The 19158-nt window shown below is 38.7% G+C and carries 15 protein-coding genes and 1 pseudogene; 10 read left to right on the forward strand and 6 right to left on the reverse strand.

The annotated features are described in order from the left end of the window. Positions 1 to 1578 precede the first annotated feature (1578 nt). The 5 genes and pseudogenes from IAR63_RS02700 to IAR63_RS18865 all read left to right on the forward strand — a co-directional run. Positions 1579 to 1830, forward strand: coding sequence for a hypothetical protein (locus IAR63_RS02700; protein WP_187707515.1), 252 nt, complete (start codon positions 1579 to 1581; stop codon positions 1828 to 1830). An 11-nt stretch (positions 1831 to 1841) separates the two neighbouring features. Next, the gene (locus tag IAR63_RS18340) at positions 1842 to 2045 is read left to right on the forward strand and encodes a PIN domain-containing protein (RefSeq protein WP_328701259.1); all 204 of its coding nucleotides are present in this window, start codon (positions 1842 to 1844) and stop codon (positions 2043 to 2045) included. A gap of 4938 nt (positions 2046 to 6983) precedes the next feature. Then, positions 6984 to 9425 (forward strand): FAD-dependent oxidoreductase, encoded by a 2442-nt coding sequence (locus IAR63_RS02705; protein ID WP_235678337.1) that lies wholly within the window; start codon positions 6984 to 6986, stop codon positions 9423 to 9425. A 218-nt stretch (positions 9426 to 9643) separates the two neighbouring features. Then, positions 9644 to 10603: a DMT family transporter gene (locus IAR63_RS02710; protein WP_187706495.1), complete on the forward strand. Its 960-nt coding sequence runs from the start codon at positions 9644 to 9646 to the stop codon at positions 10601 to 10603. 29 nt (positions 10604 to 10632) lie between these two features. Next, positions 10633 to 10701 (forward strand): annotated as a pseudogene (locus tag IAR63_RS18865) (IS607 family transposase); the annotation flags it as partial. Between the two features lie 363 nt (positions 10702 to 11064). On the opposite strand, the gene IAR63_RS02715 reads toward IAR63_RS18865, so the two are convergent. Together IAR63_RS02715 and IAR63_RS02720 are read right to left on the reverse strand one after the other, a co-directional pair. After that, a complete protein-coding gene (locus tag IAR63_RS02715; RefSeq protein WP_187706496.1) occupies positions 11065 to 11550 on the reverse strand; it encodes a ribonuclease toxin HepT-like protein in 486 nt (161 codons plus the stop codon). Then, complete coding sequence (locus IAR63_RS02720) at positions 11540 to 11902, reverse strand: nucleotidyltransferase family protein (RefSeq protein ID WP_181407060.1); 363 nt, start codon at positions 11900 to 11902, stop codon at positions 11540 to 11542. The genes IAR63_RS02715 and IAR63_RS02720 overlap by 11 nt, the downstream gene beginning before the upstream one ends. Before the next feature lie 360 nt (positions 11903 to 12262). Between IAR63_RS02720 and rpmI the strand changes: the two genes are divergently transcribed. The 4 genes from rpmI (at position 12263) to IAR63_RS02740 (ending at position 14256) form a co-directional block, all read left to right on the forward strand. Further along, positions 12263 to 12460 carry a 50S ribosomal protein L35 gene (gene rpmI / locus IAR63_RS02725; RefSeq protein ID WP_009342994.1) on the forward strand — a complete coding sequence of 66 codons (198 nt, stop codon included), beginning with the start codon at positions 12263 to 12265 and terminating at the stop codon, positions 12458 to 12460. Positions 12461 to 12557: 97 nt separating this feature from the next. Continuing rightward, positions 12558 to 12917 carry a 50S ribosomal protein L20 gene (rplT, locus tag IAR63_RS02730; protein WP_006278193.1) on the forward strand — a complete coding sequence of 120 codons (360 nt, stop codon included), beginning with the start codon at positions 12558 to 12560 and terminating at the stop codon, positions 12915 to 12917. A gap of 92 nt (positions 12918 to 13009) precedes the next feature. After that, complete coding sequence (locus IAR63_RS02735; protein WP_096547328.1) at positions 13010 to 13462, forward strand: DUF29 domain-containing protein; 453 nt, start codon at positions 13010 to 13012, stop codon at positions 13460 to 13462. Then, positions 13459 to 14256 carry a transporter substrate-binding domain-containing protein gene (locus IAR63_RS02740; RefSeq protein ID WP_235678338.1) on the forward strand — a complete coding sequence of 266 codons (798 nt, stop codon included), beginning with the start codon at positions 13459 to 13461 and terminating at the stop codon, positions 14254 to 14256. Before IAR63_RS02735 ends, IAR63_RS02740 begins: the two co-directional genes overlap by 4 nt. 30 nt (positions 14257 to 14286) lie before the next feature. Here the strand turns inward: IAR63_RS02740 and IAR63_RS02745 are convergent, their stop codons facing one another. The 4 genes from IAR63_RS02745 to IAR63_RS02760 form a co-directional block, all read right to left on the reverse strand. After that, positions 14287 to 14811: a tetratricopeptide repeat protein gene (locus IAR63_RS02745; protein ID WP_187706498.1), complete on the reverse strand. Its 525-nt coding sequence runs from the start codon at positions 14809 to 14811 to the stop codon at positions 14287 to 14289. Positions 14812 to 15227: 416 nt separating this feature from the next. Further along, a complete protein-coding gene (locus tag IAR63_RS02750) occupies positions 15228 to 15557 on the reverse strand; it encodes a ribulose bisphosphate carboxylase small subunit (protein WP_187706499.1) in 330 nt (109 codons plus the stop codon). Between the two features lie 59 nt (positions 15558 to 15616). Then, positions 15617 to 16000, reverse strand: coding sequence for a RuBisCO chaperone RbcX (gene rcbX, locus IAR63_RS02755; RefSeq protein ID WP_006278198.1), 384 nt, complete (start codon positions 15998 to 16000; stop codon positions 15617 to 15619). 87 nt (positions 16001 to 16087) lie between these two features. Beyond that, a complete protein-coding gene (locus tag IAR63_RS02760) occupies positions 16088 to 17518 on the reverse strand; it encodes a form I ribulose bisphosphate carboxylase large subunit (protein WP_187706500.1) in 1431 nt (476 codons plus the stop codon). A gap of 842 nt (positions 17519 to 18360) precedes the next feature. Here IAR63_RS02760 and panB point away from each other — a divergent pair. Beyond that, positions 18361 to 19128: a 3-methyl-2-oxobutanoate hydroxymethyltransferase gene (gene panB / locus IAR63_RS02765; RefSeq protein WP_187706501.1), complete on the forward strand. Its 768-nt coding sequence runs from the start codon at positions 18361 to 18363 to the stop codon at positions 19126 to 19128. The last annotated feature ends 30 nt before the right edge of the window (positions 19129 to 19158 follow it).

Genomic DNA, 19158 nt, shown 5'->3' on the forward strand with positions numbered 1-19158 from the left:
TCACGTTTGGTAAATTGCCTGTTGGGTTTTCTCCACCCAACAATAATGGAAATCTATATCCCGCTGGTGTTTCAATACTACTAATATTTGATGTTCCCCCCTTCGCGAAAGAGCGATCGCTTGTAGGTAGGCACAATTATTTGTAGGATGGTTTATCCATGCGGGCGTTGGGTTTCATCCTTCAACCCAACCTACATTGTCTTATATTTAATTCCACTCACTACTATTTGATATTCGCGAGCGATCACTACTCCTTATCTATCTCCTAGCACCGCACGATTTTTCCCATCTTTGGTAATTACCCCCGCGCCCATTTTTTTCTCCATCGGGGGGGTTGACTATTGTCTCTTGGACATGATACCCTCACAATGGAAATCTGTGCACTTTTTTCGCGAATGCTCACACTCCATTATACTCAACCCTCATAGTACCACATTTTTATCCCTTCGACCACAGAAAAACTTATCTCAACCCCCTATAAATATAATTTTTTCTTATTGTTTATCTTTTATATACGAATCTATGGGTTAATACGATTATACAACCATTTTAAGTTATACAACCCCAAATAATTTGGTCACGTTTGGTAAATTGTCTGTTGGGTTTTCTCCACCCAATAATAATGGAAATCTATATCCCGCTGGTGTTTCAATACTACTAATATTTGATGTTCCCCCCTTCGCGAAAGAGCGATCGCTTGTAGGTAGGCACAATTATTTGTAGGATGGTTTATCCATGCGGGCGTTGGGTTTCATCCTTCAACCCAACCTACATTGTCTTATATTTAATTCCACTCACTACTATTTGATATTCGCGAGCGATCACTACTCCTTAAGTGGTCGTGCAAAATAAATTTCGCAGTTCAGGGAGGGAACTGATAACTGAAAAGACCTAACAGATAACCCTTACAGAAATTATTTCTTCAATGAATATGTAAAATTAAATTTGCCTGGGTACTTATCTATCTCCTAGCACCGCACGATTTTTCCCATCTTTGGTAATTACCCCCGCGCCCATTTTTTTCTCCATCGGGGGGGTTGACTATTGTCTCTTGGACATGATACCCTCACAATGGAAATCTGTGCACTTTTTTCGCGAATGCTCACACTCCATTATACTCAACCCTCATAGTACCACATTTTTATCCCTTCGACCACAGAAAAACTTATCTCAACCCCCTATAAATATAATTTTTTCTTATTGTTTATCTTTTATATACGAATCTATGGGTTAATACGATTATACAACCATTTTAAGTTATACAATCCCAAATAATTTGGTCACGTTTGGTAAATTGTCTGTTGGGTTTTCTCCACCCAATAATAATGGAAATCTATATCCCGCTAGTGTTTCAATACTACTAATATTTGATGTTCCCCCCTTCGCGAAAGAGCGATCGCTATCTATCTCCTATTACAGCACCGCATCTCCTATTACAGCACCGCAGGATTTTCCCCATCTTTGGTAATTACACCGCAAGTCCTATTAATTTCAAGTGAGGATATCTAGGCGCCGATTTTTTCTCCATGGGGGGGTTAAAATATAGTTAGCTAAGGTTGGTTTTACTTTATAGGTTTTATGACTCCAGTTATTTTGCAAAAGCTTAATCCTATCGTTCTTGAAAAACTCAAATATCTTGCTCAAAGTCATCAACGGACTTTAGAAGAAGAAATCACATCTATTCTTGAAGATATCACGGAAAATACACCTATAATTACGCCTGAAAATAGGGGCTGGTTTCCTGGTTTTTTTGAGGAAGTTATTGGTGGATGGGAAGGAGAACCACTGGTTAGGGAGCATCAAGCAGAAGCGCAGGAGAGCGTTTTCTGAGTCAGTTTAGAATTCTTAGTTTTGATAAAGATGCAGCAAAAGTTTGTGCTTATATTCGTTCTGATTTGAAGAAAAAGGGAACACCAATAGGAGTTTATGATTTGCAAATTGCTGCAATCGCTATTGCTAATAATTTAGTTTTGGTGACTCATAATGTGGGAGAGTTTAGCCGAATAGAAGAGTTACAATATGAGGATTGGGAGATGGAGTTATGAAATTATAGGGATTTGTTCAAGATTTAGAACTTAAATTAAATCCCGGTTCTAAACAAACAGGAATTGCTTTATTATTTAAATAGAAAGATTAAGGAACATTTAGCAAAGATTGGTTTTTCTTTAGAGGAATAGAAATGATACAGGATAGTGATCGAAAAATTGTTTCAGAGTTTCCCTCTCGACTAGAAGCGATAATTCCCATTTTGGATTTACGAGTATTTGGTTCAAGAGCGCGGGGTGATGCTACAAAAGAAGTTCGGGTTACTAATAACTCACGAACTTTCTGATAGGTATAATGGGGGTGTTGGGTTTTATATTAAACTCAACCTACGTTGATCTTATATTTAATTCCACTTACCCACTTACAGGATTTTTTCCATCTTTGGTAGTCCCATAAAATAGCGATCGCCATCTATCTCCTATTACAGAACCGCAGGATTTTTCCCATCTTTGGTAATTACACCGCAAGTCCTATTAATTTCAAGCGAGGATATCTATTTACCCACGCGCCGATTTTTTTTCAATGGTAGGGGTTGACTATTGTCTCTTGGGGATGATACTCTGATAATGGAAATCTATGCACTTTTTTTATGAATGCTTATACTCGATTATAATCAACCTTCATAATACCACATTTTTATCCCTTCGACCACAGAAAAACTTATCTCAACCCCCTATAAACATAATTTTTTCTTATTGTTTATCTTTTATATTTATATATGAATTTATGGGTTAATACGATTGTACAACCATTTTAAGTTATACAACCCCAAATAATTTGGTCACGTTTGGTAAATTGCCTGTTGGGTTTTCTCCACCTAACAATAATGGAAATCTATATCCCACTGGTGTTTCAATACTACTAATATTTGATATTCCCCTCGCGAAAGAGCGATCGCTATTCCTTCTATCTCCTATTACAGCACCGCAGGATTTTTCCCATTTTTGGTAATTACACCGGAAGTCCTATTAGTTTCAAGCGAGGATATCTATTTCCCACGCGCCGATTTTTTTTCAATGGTAGGGGTTGACTATTGTCTCTTGGGGATGATACTCTGATAATGGAAATTTGTGCACTTTTTTTACAAATGCTTACACTCCATTATAATCAAACCTTATAATACCACATTTTTATCCCTTCGACCACAGAAAAACTTATCTCAACCCCCTATAAACATAATTTTTTCTTATTGTTTATCTTTTATATTTATATATGAATTTATGGGTTAATACGATTGTACAACCATTTTAAGTTATACAACCCCAAATAATTTGGTCACGTTTGGTAAATTGCCTGTTGGGTTTTCTCCACCTAACAATAATGGAAATCTATATCCCACTGGTGTTTCAATACTACTAATATTTGATATTCCCCTCGCGAAAGAGCGATCGCTATTCCTTCTATCTCCTATTACAGCACCGCAGGATTTTTCCCATTTTTGGTAATTACACCGGAAGTCCTATTAGTTTCAAGCGAGGATATCTATTTCCCACGCGCCGATTTTTTTTCAATGGTAGGGGTTGACTATTGTCTCTTGGGGATGATACTCTGATAATGGAAATTTGTGCACTTTTTTTATGAATGCTTATACTCGATTATAATCAACCTTCATAATACCACATTTTTATCCCTTCGACCACAGAAAAACTTATCTCAACCCCCTATAAACATAATTTTTTCTTATTGTTTATCTTTTATATTTATATATGAATTTATGGGTTAATACGATTGTACAACCATTTTAAGTTATACAACCCCAAATAATTTGGTCACGTTTGGTAAATTGCCTGTTGGGTTTTCTCCACCTAACAATAATGGAAATCTATATCCCACTGGTGTTTCAATACTACTAATATTTGATATTCCCCTCGCGAAAGAGCGATCGCTATTCCTTCTATCTCCTATTACAGCACCGCAGGATTTTTCCCATTTTTGGTAATTACACCGGAAGTCCTATTAGTTTCAAGCGAGGATATCTATTTCCCACGCGCCGATTTTTTTTCAATGGTAGGGGTTGACTATTGTCTCTTGGGGATGATACTCTGATAATGGAAATTTGTGCACTTTTTTTACAAATGCTTACACTCCATTATAATCAAACCTTATAATACCACATTTTTATCCCTTCGATCACAGAAAAACTTATCTCAACCCTACTAATATTTGATATCCCCCCTTCGCGAAAGGGCGATCGCCATCTATCTCCTATTACAGCATTAAGTAGGGAGGCACAATTTATATTCGCAAGCGATCGCTCCAACACCACATAGTTTAGTCGTATTTTGTAAATCACCATCACGCTGGGTTTTCTCCACCCAACAACAATGGGAATCTGTGTCTCGCTGGTATTTCAACACTACTAATATTTGATATCCCCCCTTCGTGAAAGAGCGATCGCTATCTATCTCCTATTACAGCACCGCAGGATTTTCCCCATCTTTGGTAATTACACCGGAAGTCCTATTAGTTTCAAGCGAGGATATCTATTTACCCACGCGCCGATTTTTTTTCAATGGTAGGGGTTGACTATTGTCTCTTGGGGATGATACTTTGATAATGGAAATCTATGCACTTTTTTTATAAATGCTTATACTCCATTATAATCAACCTTCATAATACCACATTTTTATCCCTTCGACCACAGAAAAACTTATCTCAACCCCCTATAAACATAATTTTTTCTTATTGTTTATCTTTTATATTTATATATGAATTTATGGGTTAATACGATTGTACAACCATTTTAAGTTATACAACCCCAAATAATTTGGTCACGTTTGGTAAATTGCCTGTTGGGTTTTCTCCACCCAACAATAATGGAAATCTATATCCCACTGGTATTTCAACACTACTAATATTTGATATCCCCCCTTCGTGAAAGAGCGATCGCCATCTATCTCCTATTACAGAACCACAGGATTTTTCCCATCTTTGGTAATTACACCGGAAGTCCTATTAGTTTCAAGCGAGGATATCTATTTACCCACGCGCCGATTTTTTTTCAATGGTAGGGGTTGACTATTGTCTCTTGGGGATGATACTCTGAGAATGAAAATCTATGCACTTTTTTTATAAATGCTTACACTCCATTATAATCAACCTTCATAATACCACATTTTTATCCCTTCGACCACAGAAAAACTTATCTCAACCCCCCTATAAACATAATTTTTTCTTATTGTTTATCTTTTATATTTATATATGAATTTATGGGTTAATACGATTGTACAACCATTTTAAGTTATACAACCCCAAATAATTTGGTCACGTTTGGTAAATTGCCTGTTCGGTTTTCTCCACCCAACAATAATGGAAATCTATATCCCACTGGTGTTTCAATACTACTAATATTTGATATTCCCCTCGCGAAAGAGCGATCGCTATCTATCTCCTATTACAGCACCGCAGGATTTTCCCCATCTTTGGTAATTACACCGCAAGTCCTATTAATTTCAAGTGAGGATATCTATTTCCCACGCGCCGATTTTTTTTCAATGGTAGGGGTTGACTATTGTCTCTTGGGGATGATACTCTGATAATGGAAATTTGTGCACTTTTTTTATAAATGCTCACACTCCATTATAATCAACCTTCATAATACCACATTTTTATCCCTTCGACCACAGAAAAACTTATCTCAACCCCCCTATAAACATAATTTTTTCTTATTGTTTATCTTTTATATTTATATATGAATTTATGGGTTAATACGATTGTACAACCATTTTAAGTTATACAACCCCAAATAATTTGGTCACGTTTGGTAAATTGCCTGTTCGGTTTTCTCCACCCAACAATAATGGAAATCTATATCCCACTGGTGTTTCAATACTACTAATATTTGATATTCCCCTCGCGAAAGAGCGATCGCTATTCCTTCTATCTCCTATTACAGCACCGCAGGATTTTTCCCATTTTTGGTAATTACACCGGAAGTCCTATTAGTTTCAAGCGAGGATATCTATTTCCCACGCGCCGATTTTTTTTCAATGGTAGGGGTTGACTATTGTCTCTTGGGGATGATACTCTGATAATGGAAATCTATGCACTTTTTTTATAAATGCTTATACTCCATTATAATCAACCTTCATAATACCACATTTTTATCCCTTCGACCACAGAAAAACTTATCTCAACCCCCTATAAACATAATTTTTTCTTATTGTTTATCTTTTATATTTATATATGAATTTATGGGTTAATACGATTGTACAACCATTTTAAGTTATACAACCCCAAATAATTTGGTCACGTTTGGTAAATTGCCTGTTGGGTTTTCTCCACCCAACAATAATGGAAATCTATATCCCACTGGTGTTTCAATACTACTAATATTTGATATTCCCCTCGCGAAAGAGCGATCGCTATTCCTTCTATCTCCTATTACAGCACCGCAGGATTTTTCCCATTTTTGGTAATTACACCGGAAGTCCTATTAATTTCAAGCGAGGATATCTATTTACCCACGCGCCGATTTTTTTCAATGGTAGGGGTTGACTATTGACCCTTGGACGTGATGCTCCGACAATCGAAATCTGTGCACTTTTTTTACAAATGCTCACACTCCATTTTCTTTATGATTTATTAACAATTTCTAGTTGTAATCTTCCCAAAATTAGATAAAACTTGAATGGGATTGGTCTTCCCAAAAAATAAAAAGCCCCTACGTGCGGACAGAGCAAAAGTCATCCCTAAGACTCATCAATCCATACGGATTGAGGTTAGGAAACATGGCTGTGACTAGATTGGTGTTCAATTAAAAGTGTTTGATTTTGAACCCTACCAGTCTGGTGAATCCCCATACCTAAAGGTAAGAGGTTGGCAGTTTGAAACAATTCAAGACCAAAGGTCTGAGTAGCTTTGGGTAGATCCTATAGAGCGGAGAGTCAATTAAATCTAGTGCTTAGGCAAGGTAAAAGTCAATTATGGTAAAGATAGTGCCAAACCAACATAATGATGTCAATATTTTAGTAATTGGGGCAGGGGTAAGCGGTCTAACAACCGCTATCTGTCTGAGAGAAGCTGGTTTTAATGTGATTATTATTGCAGACCGTTTCGCCCCTGATTTAACCTCTGTTGTCGCAGGTGCGTTGTGGGAATGGCCACCAGCGGTTTGTGGTCGTCATGGGACTCCTAGATCCCTGGAACGCTCCAAAGAATGGTGTATGACCGCTTACAATAAATTCAAGGAAATACACGCAGAGTTTGGTTCACAAGAAACAGGCGTTTATTTAAGGGACTCCTATTTTTATTTCCGAGATATTTTGGAAAATCGACCCGCTGATTTTCGCAAGATGAATGAACTCAAGGACAAGGTTGATGGATTTGAAAGAGGATTACACATCGTTAAAGAAACCATTGATTTAACTTTCCAAGGAGGCATAAAAGATGCTTTTAAGCATATGGCTCCCATGGCAAATACTGATGTCTACATGAAGTGGTTACTGCAATACGTCAAGGATATTGGATGTGAAATCATCCAGGAAAAAATTACTGTCAATGTAGTTCAAAATGAGCACGAACTTCTCCGTCGCTTCAATGCAAAAGCAATTGTTAATTGTGCGGGACTAGGTTCTATCGCAACTACAGGAGATACTTCCATGTATCCCTTGAGAGGCGCACTTGTCAGAGTTAAAAATTTAGGTGGAGTGATCACAGATGCTCATTGCATTTCCCACGATGAAACTTCATCCTCTGAACAAGACATTATTTTCATTGTTCCTAGAGGGGATGATTTAGTAGTTTTAGGAGGATTAGCACAGCAAGACCAATGGGATACAAACTTATCTTTGGAAGTGCCAATTATTCGACAGATGTATGATGGTTGTTTGCAATTTCTCCAAGAATTAAGACCACTCCCACTTGATGAACAAGAGCCTGTAAGAACTGGTTTGCGACCATTTACAGAAGAAAATGTTTGTGTAGAAAGAGTGCCAAATACTCGGGTATTTTATAATTATGGACATGGAGGAGCAGGTGTAACTCTATCATGGGGATGTTCACAAGAAATTGTCGAGTTGGTACAAGAAATGATCCGCGAAGATGCCAATCCAGTTGCCTTTTTGAGTAATAAAATAGATACCAATAAGCAGACTATTTTCGTGCTGCATGATATGCTCCCCAGCAAAACTGATTTTAGAGAGATTCAATCAAGCAATAGAAATCTAGTTTTACTCTGTAGTAGGAGAGGAATAAGTAAGGTTATACCCTCCCAGTATCAACACTTGAACCTTGTGCAGATTGTAGAACCCTATAATTTGCAAAATCTCCTCCAAACCTATCAACAAATTAAGGCAGCTTATGGACTACTGGATGATAATTGTCGGATTGTCACCAATGATGAGTATTCCGTACTATTAGCCGCACAGTTACGTGAAGCTCTAAATTTAGCTGGCGATCGCCCCACAATGATCCGCCAATTTACTGACAAGAGTTACCTCAAATCTGCCCTCAAAAATTCATCCATTCGTGTACCAAAGCATCTAATTTTTAATCAGAGCCAATACCGCCACGAGGGAATTTCTTACTTACAGTTTGTCATCAAAGAACTGGGTAATGACATTTTTGTCAAGCCTGTCATTGGTGCGGGAAGCGAAAAAACTAGAAGAATACATACTATTGATGAATTGAAAGCTTGGTGTAACAGCAATGTAGATTCTGATGATGAATTTGAATTTAATGAATTTATCAGAGGCGAATTATACAATACAAGTGTTGTCATGAAAAATGGTCTACCTTGTTATTTTGCTGCTTGCAAACACTACCGACCTAATGATGATTTCATTTACGGTCATGCAATCGGGAATATTGTTGTTAGAGAGGAAGATCCAAAATTTGAGAAACTGCGACAATTCTCCAGTGATACGTTGCAAAGTTTAGAACACGATTATCCCAAAAATGGTGTACTCAATATTGATTTCTTCCTACAAGAAGGCAGTGAAGAACCAATTCTCATGGAAGTAGCAGCACGCACTCCTGGCGGCCTTGTATCAAAAATGTTCTACACATATCAAGGAGTACGTCTCAACGAATTACATCTCCAATTACAGATGGGAGATGATCCTGAAATCATCCTCAAAAACAGAAGTGAATGGAAGTATAGTGCTTACTCGATTCATCCAAAGCAGGAGGGTGTGGTGACAGAAATTGAGAAGCCAATTCTCGACAGTGACGTGGAAGTTTATTGGCAGATTTATCTGGGAGAGACACTCAAGGTATCAGAAAGTATGAGAGATGTTGCTATTGCCATGCTTTTGAGCAATCATGACTTTTCAACACTCGAACAGGATTATAAACTAGCTAATTCGCTCAGTTTATATAAGACTAAAAAAGATTCTTTCCAGGAATTAAAAGCTGTTTTTGTAGCCCTGACAGTATAAGCAAATATGGCGGTATACACCTGATTAAGATACGGTTACTAAATTATTAAGCATGTAGGAGCGTGGGGCTTATACTTCTAGCTTATTTTATACCATTCTAGGGATAACCGCCATATCCAGTTCAAGTTTAACTGTTATGGTTCAGTAAGCTATAATTATCTTCCTGTAGCGAGTATAATGCTTTATACAACAGACAAATAAAATATCTTTCAAAACTTATGCTTGAGCAACCAGGTTTACCACTAAATAGTACCAAAAACTATTCATTTTCATGGGCTTTTGTTTGGTTATTATTAGGAGTTTTTATTTTATCCTTTGGGGCAATTTTTACTCGACTGAGCGAAAACGAACTTGGACCAGCAGCAACTAGTTTTAATCGTTATTACATAGCTACAATTGTTTTGGCTCTGTGGGAAGGAACTCAATATGGGATGAATAATTCATCTAACCCGAATAAATCCATTCAGTTGAAAGATTGGGGAATTTTTCTTTTGTCATCAGTATTAGGAACGGCTACTATTTTTCTTTGGGCTTTGTCATTAACTCAAACCAGCGTTGCTAATTCTAATTTACTCCATAATTTCACCCCTATCTTTGCTGTATTAGGTGGATGGCTGTTCTTTGGTCAACGTTTTGATTATAAGTTTGTATTGGGAATGACGTTAGCAATCATTGGGGTAGCTATCATCAGTTTTGGAGATTTTCAAGAAGCAGTTAACTCCCTTTATGGTGATTGTTTAGCTCTTCTATCTGCTGTTTTTTATGCTCTCAATTATCTAGTTCGAGAAAATCTTCGTTCCAAATTTTCAGCCTCCACTATATTACTGCGGACTTGCTTATTGGGTGGATGCTTTACTTTCTTAATTACATTAACTACTGAAACCCAATTATTTCCAACCTCTTGGCAAACTTGGCTCACAGTTATTTCTCTAGGGGTTTTGTGTCAAATTATAGGACAGGGATTACTAATTCATAATCTTAAGCAATTTTCTTCGGGTTTTGTGACGCTTTTAATGCTCATTGAACCTTTGCTAACAGCTTTATTCGCTTGGGTAATTTTTGGAGAAAAATTGAGCCCTCTTAATTGGATAGCATTTTTTCTGATTTTAACAGGTATATATATAGCAAAATTAAGCATTGGTTCAGTAAAGCTGACTGAGGAAACCTCAGGAGACTGATCGACATTCCCCCCAGTATACTCAACATTCACAAAGAGAGACTTTTAAGATTTGGTTCACAGTTAGTTTTCGCTATGTGTGAGGAGCTTGAAACTGAGACCGAAGACGAGGATATCTATTTACCCACGCGCCGATTTTTTTTCAATGGTAGGGGTTGACTATTGTCTCTTGGACGTGATACTTTCATAGTGGAAATCTGTGCAATTTTTTTACAAGTGATCACACTCCATTGTAATTAACCTTCATAATACCACATTTTTACCCCTTCGACCACAAAAAAACTTATTTTACCATCCCGTAAATATAATTTTTTCTTATTGTTCATATTTATCTATATGAGTTGAGGGATTAATACAATATGTAGTTATACAATATAACCCCACATAATTTGGTCATATCTGGTAAATTGGCTGTTGGGTTTTCTCCACCCAACAATAATGGCAACACTACTAATATTCGATTTAAATTTTAATCAAGTTCTGTAAAAAAGCTATATAGCTTGTTAATTCATTAAAGACCAGAGCTATTGCCCTTTCATAAATATTGGCTAAATAGTCCAAACGAGACCAATCATAGTTAAAATCGTAGTAATATCTTTTAAAGTGACGGAATCGTCGTAACTCATCCAATAGTTGGTAGGAGTGGTGGGACAAAAGAGCTTGACGAATTCCGGGAATCTCAATCCGCATTTTGCGCAGCAGTTCTTTATGCCATTGGGAATCATCCAGGTGGTTTTCAAATTCTCTAGAGATGCGTAGAAATATAGTTTCTAAACAAGTATAAGTATTACAAAAGATATCCGCCAGCAAAACTGCATCCCGAATATCTCGTTTGCTCTCATCGGTAAAAAATGGTTTATAGGTATTATATAATTTTTCCAAATCTGTCAATACCTTTTGACTCTCTTCAATTTCTGCAATTAGAACCGGTAAACTATCATGATGCATAAATGACTTTACCCTTAAGCAAGAGGATTTGTTGAAAAGCAGGATGAATATCTTCCCAACGAATCAAATCTAAAGAAAAGTTAGTCATAGCTTCTGCATCTGCAAACAAGCGAAGAAAAACCAAAGGTTCAATACCCAACACTGCCAAATCAATATCAGAGACAGAGGAGAAATGTTCTGGCGCTAAAACCGACCCCCACTGAATAATTTGTTTAGGCGCGTAGTCCTGAATAATCATGGTGACAATTCTTTCCGAGTCCAGTTTAGCCTTTTGCCAAAGAAGGTGACGCTCATCTTGAAGTGACCTTTGTTTATCCAGATAGAATTGCTTTGCCTTAGTATAATCAAACATTATATATCCGATACTTTTTTGCTAATCAATGCTAACAAATACATAAGTTAAGACTTTTTCTTAACCAAGGCGTATCAATCACTGCACGTTCGCGATAGCGCATAGATAGATTTCTCGCGCAATTTTATTCGTCTGCGGCTTGGTTCTCGCCGTCTTTACTAGACAGAATAATTTTTCACTAGACTCCTTAGAGGTGACTTAAAGCCGGGATTTTCACCTGATTATTCTGCTCCTAGAGTATAGCAATAGTCAGTAAAAGTTGTCAATTGATTAACTAGCTAATTACCTCTCTAATTTTTTAGTTCTCCCATTTTAGTTCTTATGATATATAATAAGGGATTGTGTCAATTATGAGCCACCATGCCTAAACTCAAGACCCGAAAAGCTGCAGCAAAAAGATTCCGCGTCACTGGTAGCGGTAAAATTGTGCGTCGCAAAGCCTTCAAAAACCATTTGTTAGAACATAAAACATCTGGCAAGAAGCGTAGTCTGTCAAAAATGGCAGTTGTTGACGAAAGGGATGAAGATAATGTGCGCTTAATGTTGCCCTATCTATAAGTCTTGTCAACTTTGGGATTAGTTAGCTATTTAGTTAGTCCATAGTTGAAATAGTTAAAGTTGTTGAAATTGTTGAAATCATCCAGGTAAAGTAAAAATGACTCGTGTAAAACGCGGTAATGTTGCTCGTAACCGTCGCAACAAAATCCTCAAATTAGCCAAGGGTTTTCGAGGATCCCATTCCACCCTATTTAGAACTGCTAATCAACAGGTAATGAAGGCACTCAGAAGTGCCTACAGAGATAGAAAAAAGAAAAAGCGTGATTTTCGTCGTTTGTGGATTACAAGAATTAACGCTGCTTCTAGACAACAAGGTTTAAGCTACAGTCAGTTAATTGGCAACTTGAAAAAAGCTAATGTGGAGTTGAACCGGAAAATGTTAGCACAATTGGCAGTGTTAGATCCTACTACTTTTGCTAAGGTAGCTGAATTAGCGAGTTCTGTAAAAGGTAATTAGTTAGTTAAGTGCGCGAGGAATTTCTCTTCGTGCACCGATTTATACCCCTTGGTTGGCAAAAAAGTATCGAGCCATTTCCATTTTAGTTGTTTATGAGTCTATACAAAACGGATTACTATCTGTGGGTACTAGAAACAGTTAACCAACTGCAAAGTCGTGATTTTACGTCTATTGACTGGGAAAATCTCATTGAAGAGGTATGGGACTTAGGTCGCTCAGAAAAGAGGAAACTTAAAAGTCTTTTAAGGAATCTATGTGAGCATTTGCTTAAACTAACCTACTGGGAATCTGAAATAGATAGAAACAAATTTCATTGGCGAGGTGAAATCCGTAATTTTCGCCAACAAATTCAAGATGAGCTGGAAGAGAGTCCCAGTCTGAAAAATTATCTGGATGAAGTTCTGTTAGAATGTTACCAAGATGCTAGGGAAATATTTGCGGATAAATCACAAATTCCTTTAAGTAGTTTACCGGAAATTCCCATGGGCACTTTAGAGCAAATATTAGATGCAAAATGGTTGCCAAACCATGCACCCAAACAATGAAATTTTTCCTTTTTTCGTTAAGTTTCCTCCCCCTAACTATCTTACTTTTTTCCTGCGTGCTTTTACCCCTACCTGGCACAATAAATACCAGCTTGGCAGCAACCATGCAGGAAATTCAAGAAAGGGGGTACATAACCATTGCAGTGAAGGATAACATTCCTCCCCTAGCATTTAGGGATAAACAGGGCAATTTACAGGGTCTGGAAATTGATTTGGCCAAACGTTTGGCTAGGGACTTGTTGGGTGATTCCCAGGGTTCTAGGGTTAAATTGCAACCGGTAACTAATATTGAACGTCTACCAGCAGTATTCAACCATAGGGTGGATTTAGCCATAGCAAGAGTTACTGCTACTCCATCTCGTTCCCGCATAGTTAGCTTGAGTATCCCTTATTACTATGATGGCACAGCCATAGTGACAAAAAACCCTGCTATTCAAAAACCATCAGACCTCAATAACCGTCGGATTTGCGTACTCAACTATTCCAGCACTATTCCCCATGTTAAATATGCTATTCCCCAAGGGGAGTTGGTGGGCGTGAATTCTTACCTAGAAGCCAAAAAACTATTAGATAATGGTCAAGTAGACGCTTGTGCAGCAGACTCTACTGTATTCCAAGGTTGGATAGAACCACATACTCAATATAGCCAATACAAAATACTACTAGACAGACTGTCAGTAGAGCCATTATCAGTAGTGATGCCTAAAGGATTGCAGTATGATGAACTAAGAACAAGAGTGAATGACTTAATAGCTGATTACATAGCGCAAGGTTGGTTGAAGAGTTCCTATTAAACCTCTTGACAGGTATCGCTTTAGCCGGAGTCAGTTAGAAACTAATCTTTGTAAAGACTGAATACGTCTTTTGGCAATAGGATTATTCGGGTTAAATTTAACTGCTTCTTGGTAAGCTTGTAAAGCTTGCAAGGGGAGCTTTTTCTTCTCGTAGGCGTGGGCAAGATTATTCAAAGCAGTAACATAGTCTGGTTTTAACTTGATTGCTTCTTTATATTGTCGAATAGCTAAATCATATTGGTCTTGACAGAAGTAAACATAACCCAGGGCATTATATACAGGAGCAATATCCTTTTCTTCCTCTTCTTCAGCTGCTTTAATAGCCTTTTGGTAGAGGGTAATAGCCTGGCTAAAAACCTTTTTCTCGGAATAAATACTTGCTAGTTCGTAATATTCCTGGGCGGAACCCTTTTCCTTGGTCAATTTATTTTTTAAGCGCTCAAGGGAGTTTTCAGTTTTGCGGGTTTTGAGAACCTGACGAAAAACACTAATGGCCGCAAACAAAAGTAACCCAACAAATATTGAAAGATAAATGATAATTAGGTTGTTATCCATACTTGATAATTTACTTGGCAAATTCCATAGAATTAATTTATAACTAGTTTAAAGTTTAACATCAAGTAAGTATTGACACCCCCCTTGGTAAGGGGGTTGGCTTCGACAATTTCTGGACATAGTTTAACTCGACAATGAAAAACAGGCTTGTCATGGTAGTTCAGAGGGCTTTCTAAGATGTCTCGCCTTTTGTTGAAGTTACCGACAGAGCTACAAACTGGAGTCAACTTGTAGGTGTCATGATCTGTCTTTCGTAGCCAACCTTACCTGATGGTAGGTAACTCTTTTTTACGGCGGAGTCATGCACGCTTACCCCACCTACCCAGATTGTTAAGGTCTGAGTAGGTTTGGGTAGACATTAATGAGCGGACAGGCGTGATGAGATAGAGAATTAAATCCCCTAACTCTCCTACATATTAGTATCTGGTAGGTTTATGAACAATAAAGCTCAATACTTGACACTGTTTGATGTTATCAAAACCCACAACCCGAATGTAGCAGTTGCCGTATTGAGAACGACAAGACTGTACTTCCCCTAACACCTCACGGGTGGTTTTGGCGTTGAACAGGGGTAGCTTCCACAATGTCCAGAAAAACTCTGTAGGTTCAGAAGTCTCATTGAACTCTACCGCAGGAATATACCCTTGGCTCAAAATGTATTGCACTTGTTTCTCAATTTGGGCGTCCGACAGGGGAGGAAGATAGGATAGGGTTTCGTAACGACGCTCTTTTGGTAAGGTTTGCATAGCTAAACGCTCTGTGGCTATAGTTTACTACTGATTGTGCTGGTTTTATGGAGAATTCTTCAACCAGCTGGGTTATCTAAATTGTTATCTGGGTGAGGTTCAAATACGCTTAGTTGGGTTATTCGCTCAAGATGTTGACGACGCTGCTCCATGTTGGCTTGCTGTATGTTAGTCCGTACCATCTCTGGCAAAAATTCTGTGATTTCCGCCGCAATGTATTCCCGCACTGTCATAATCCGCAAGGCTAAATCCGACTTCTCTCGAAACAGCTCTTCGATGTATCTCTCTCCATCCTGAACCTTCCCCGCAGAAAAGTTATGTAGCCAAACCGCCAAGGGTGGATTAGTTTCGCTCAACTGCACTAATACTATCCTCAACGCCTGGTATGTTAGGTAGCTCTGGAGAGTTTTGGCAGTCTCTTTGGCAATTTCCCGCAAATTCATATTTGAACCGTCCCCTCGATAAAAGGAATAATGCAATTTTTAGGATGAGGTTATTATTAGCCTTCATCCTTGCACTTTTGCACTAGATCAGACGGTATCAACGGTCTCAAATTCAAATTTGATTTCTTTCCACAGTTCGCAAGCAGCTGCTAATTCAGGTGACCACTTGGCAGCTTCCCGAATAATGTCGTTACCTTCACGGGCTAAGTTACGACCTTCGTTACGCGCTTGAATACATGCTTCTAAGGCTACACGGTTAGCTGTTGCTCCAGGCGCATTACCCCAAGGGTGACCTAAGGTACCACCACCAAATTGTAGTACGGAATCATCTCCGAAGATCTCTACTAGAGCTGGCATGTGCCATACGTGAATACCACCGGAAGCTACCGCCATTACCCCAGGCATGGAAGCCCAGTCTTGGGTAAAGTAAATACCACGAGATTTGTCTTGCTCTACGTAATTCTCACGTAGTAAATCTACGAAACCCATGGTGATAGCGCGATCGCCTTCTAATTTACCTACTACAGTACCAGTGTGAATATGGTCTCCACCAGACATACGCAGGGCTTTAGCTAGTACCCGGAAGTGAATCCCATGGTTCTTTTGACGGTCAATTACGGCGTGCATAGCCCGGTGAATGTGTAATAACAATCCGTTATCACGACACCAACGAGCTAGGGTTGTGTTAGCTGTGAATCCTGCGGTCAAGTAATCGTGCATGATGATAGGCATCTCTAGTTCTTTTGCAAACTCAGCACGCTTGAGCATTTCTTCACAGGTAGGAGCCGTAACGTTTAGGTAGTGACCCTTGATTTCACCTGTTTCTGCTTGAGACTTCTTAATAGCTTCTGCTACAAACAAGAAGCGATCGCGCCATCTTTGGAAAGGAGCGGAGTTGATGTTTTCATCATCTTTGGTGAAATCCAGACCACCGCGTAAGCACTCATATACTGCGCGTCCATAGTTTTTAGCGGAGAGACCCAATTTGGGTTTAATGGTACAACCCAATAAAGGACGACCATATTTATTCAACTTGTCGCGCTCAACCTGAATACCATGAGGAGGGCCTTGGAACGTCTTGAGGTAAGCTACGGGAATACGTAAATCTTCTAAACGCAGGGCGCGTAGGGCTTTAAATCCAAACACGTTACCTACAATAGAGGTAAACATGTTGGTTACGGAACCTTCTTCAAATAGGTCCAGGGGGTAAGCTACATAAGCGATATATTGGTTATCTTCACCTGGTACTGGTTCGATGTCATAACAACGTCCCTTGTAACGATCTAAGTCAGTTAATAGATCTGTCCAAACTGTTGTCCAAGTACCTGTAGAAGATTCAGCTGCTACTGCTGCGCCTGCTTCTTCGGGAGGAACTCCGGGTTGGGGTGTCATCCGGAATGCAGCTAGAAGGTCTGTATCCTTTGGTGTGTAATCGGGTGTGTAATATGTTAGTCTGTAATCTTTAACCCCAGCTTGATACCCAGATTTGCTCTGAGTCTTCGTTTGCGCGTAAGACATATTTTCCTTCCAAGAAGTCACTCTTTCTAATATCAAATCACGTTATGTGCCACTTCCTATCACTCTCTCCTTTGATCCTTTTCTCATCAACTCTATAAGAAAAACTTATATAACAGTCAGTCTTTATGGCCACAAGGCACTGTTTGGGGACCTTACTACGTTAGTCTCCCACTACTCCCCTAAACTGGTAGAATGTGGAAATTTCAGCTGCTACTGGTTATTTTCTGACTTAGAACACAAAGTCTTTTTTATCTTGTGATGCTGACCCTATAAACCCCATTAAGGAAAAATGGAGCTATTACAGGCATGGTGACATTTATCCCCAAGGAGGGTAAATTCGTGGATTCTAGCCTATTTAGCCTTCTTTGCCTGGGGGACTTGGGCGAAAATAAAAGCTTTATTTAGGCACAAATCCCTTAGTTTGCCGATGAACAGTTCCTATTTGAGGAAATCAGGTCATGGAAACTTCTGGAATTATGGTTGGATCAAGAGAACCGGGGGATAAAAATTGCACAGGACGGAATTTTGGACATTCCTCTAGCCTTTATTCCAGAGGAGTTTTGCTCTTTGGGGAATTTGATGAATTTTCCTCAAGTTGCACCGGTTACGGGTACCACCGCTTGAGAACTTAACCAATAACCTAACCATTGTGGAATATTAGAGTATAATACCCTCCTAGTTGGGGTTTGGTTAACCAGCACTTTTGGTAACCTGTTCCACAATATATCAAGAATTGGATCACTTATTCTTTTAATGTTTGGAATTGATAGATTTAAATTTCTTATGAGAAGAAATTTTTAACTTTTCTTTCTTTTTTACCATCTACCTACTTTGGACCAATTATGCCGATTAACACCCAGCAATTAAAACAGTGGAAACAACAAGGAAGACCTATTGTGGCTTTGACCGCTTGGGACTATGCGATCGCCCAACTGTTAGATGCTGCTGGGGTGGATTTAATTCTAGTGGGGGATTCTCTGTCGGTGATTCTGGGTTATGAAACCACCTTGCCTGTGACCTTAGAAGAGATCATTCATCATGCGAAAGCCGTAAAGCGCGGGATTAAACGAGCTTTGTTAGTAGTAGATCTACCCTTTTTAACCTATCAAGAAAGCATATCCCAAGCCATGCAGTCAGCGGGGAGGGTATTGAAGGAAACAGGAGCCCAGGGGGTAAAATTAGAAGGGGGTTATCCCGCCATGATTGATATTATATCCAGATTAGTACAAGCAGGTATTCCCGTACTAGGTCATTTAGGTTTAACCCCACAATCCATACATCAATTGGGTCTCAAGCAACAAGGCAAAACCCCCCAGACTGCCGACCTGATTTTTCACCAGGCGATCGCCCTAGAACAGGCGGGTGTGTTTGCCCTGGTTTTAGAGCATATACCCAGTCATTTAGCAGTTAAAATCACAAAAGAATTGAGTATTCCTACCATTGGAATTGGGGCGGGGCAAGAATGTAATGGTCAGATATTAGTCACTTCAGATGTTTTAGGACTTTCTGAAAAACAACCACCATTTGCCAAAGTTTATACAGATTTACGGCAAGAAATCACCAAGGCTGTAGAAAAATATGCCCTAGAGGTTCGTAACCACCATTTTTAGCTTCCCCCAATAGATTTAATAGATTTAAAC

The sequence above is a fragment of the Cylindrospermopsis curvispora GIHE-G1 genome (genome assembly GCF_014489415.1).
Classification (GTDB): Bacteria; Cyanobacteriota; Cyanobacteriia; order Cyanobacteriales; family Nostocaceae; genus Raphidiopsis; species Raphidiopsis curvispora_A.

What these genes read in the sequence shown, in the direction of transcription:
- IAR63_RS02710 (WP_187706495.1), top strand. Translation starts at nt 9,644, where the DNA reads ATGCTTGAGCAACCAGGTTTACCACTAAATAGTACCAAAAACTATTCA.
- IAR63_RS02700 (WP_187707515.1), top strand. Translation starts at nt 1,579, where the DNA reads ATGACTCCAGTTATTTTGCAAAAGCTTAATCCTATCGTTCTTGAAAAA.
- rpmI (WP_009342994.1), top strand. Translation starts at nt 12,263, where the DNA reads ATGCCTAAACTCAAGACCCGAAAAGCTGCAGCAAAAAGATTCCGCGTC.
- rplT (WP_006278193.1), top strand. Translation starts at nt 12,558, where the DNA reads ATGACTCGTGTAAAACGCGGTAATGTTGCTCGTAACCGTCGCAACAAA.
- panB (WP_187706501.1), top strand. Translation starts at nt 18,361, where the DNA reads ATGCCGATTAACACCCAGCAATTAAAACAGTGGAAACAACAAGGAAGA.
- IAR63_RS02760 (WP_187706500.1), bottom strand. Translation starts at nt 17,518, where the DNA reads ATGTCTTACGCGCAAACGAAGACTCAGAGCAAATCTGGGTATCAAGCT.
- rcbX (WP_006278198.1), bottom strand. Translation starts at nt 16,000, where the DNA reads ATGAATTTGCGGGAAATTGCCAAAGAGACTGCCAAAACTCTCCAGAGC.
- IAR63_RS02745 (WP_187706498.1), bottom strand. Translation starts at nt 14,811, where the DNA reads ATGGATAACAACCTAATTATCATTTATCTTTCAATATTTGTTGGGTTA.
- IAR63_RS02750 (WP_187706499.1), bottom strand. Translation starts at nt 15,557, where the DNA reads ATGCAAACCTTACCAAAAGAGCGTCGTTACGAAACCCTATCCTATCTT.
- IAR63_RS02735 (WP_096547328.1), top strand. Translation starts at nt 13,010, where the DNA reads ATGAGTCTATACAAAACGGATTACTATCTGTGGGTACTAGAAACAGTT.
- IAR63_RS02720 (WP_181407060.1), bottom strand. Translation starts at nt 11,902, where the DNA reads ATGTTTGATTATACTAAGGCAAAGCAATTCTATCTGGATAAACAAAGG.
- IAR63_RS02740 (WP_235678338.1), top strand. Translation starts at nt 13,459, where the DNA reads ATGAAATTTTTCCTTTTTTCGTTAAGTTTCCTCCCCCTAACTATCTTA.
- IAR63_RS02715 (WP_187706496.1), bottom strand. Translation starts at nt 11,550, where the DNA reads ATGCATCATGATAGTTTACCGGTTCTAATTGCAGAAATTGAAGAGAGT.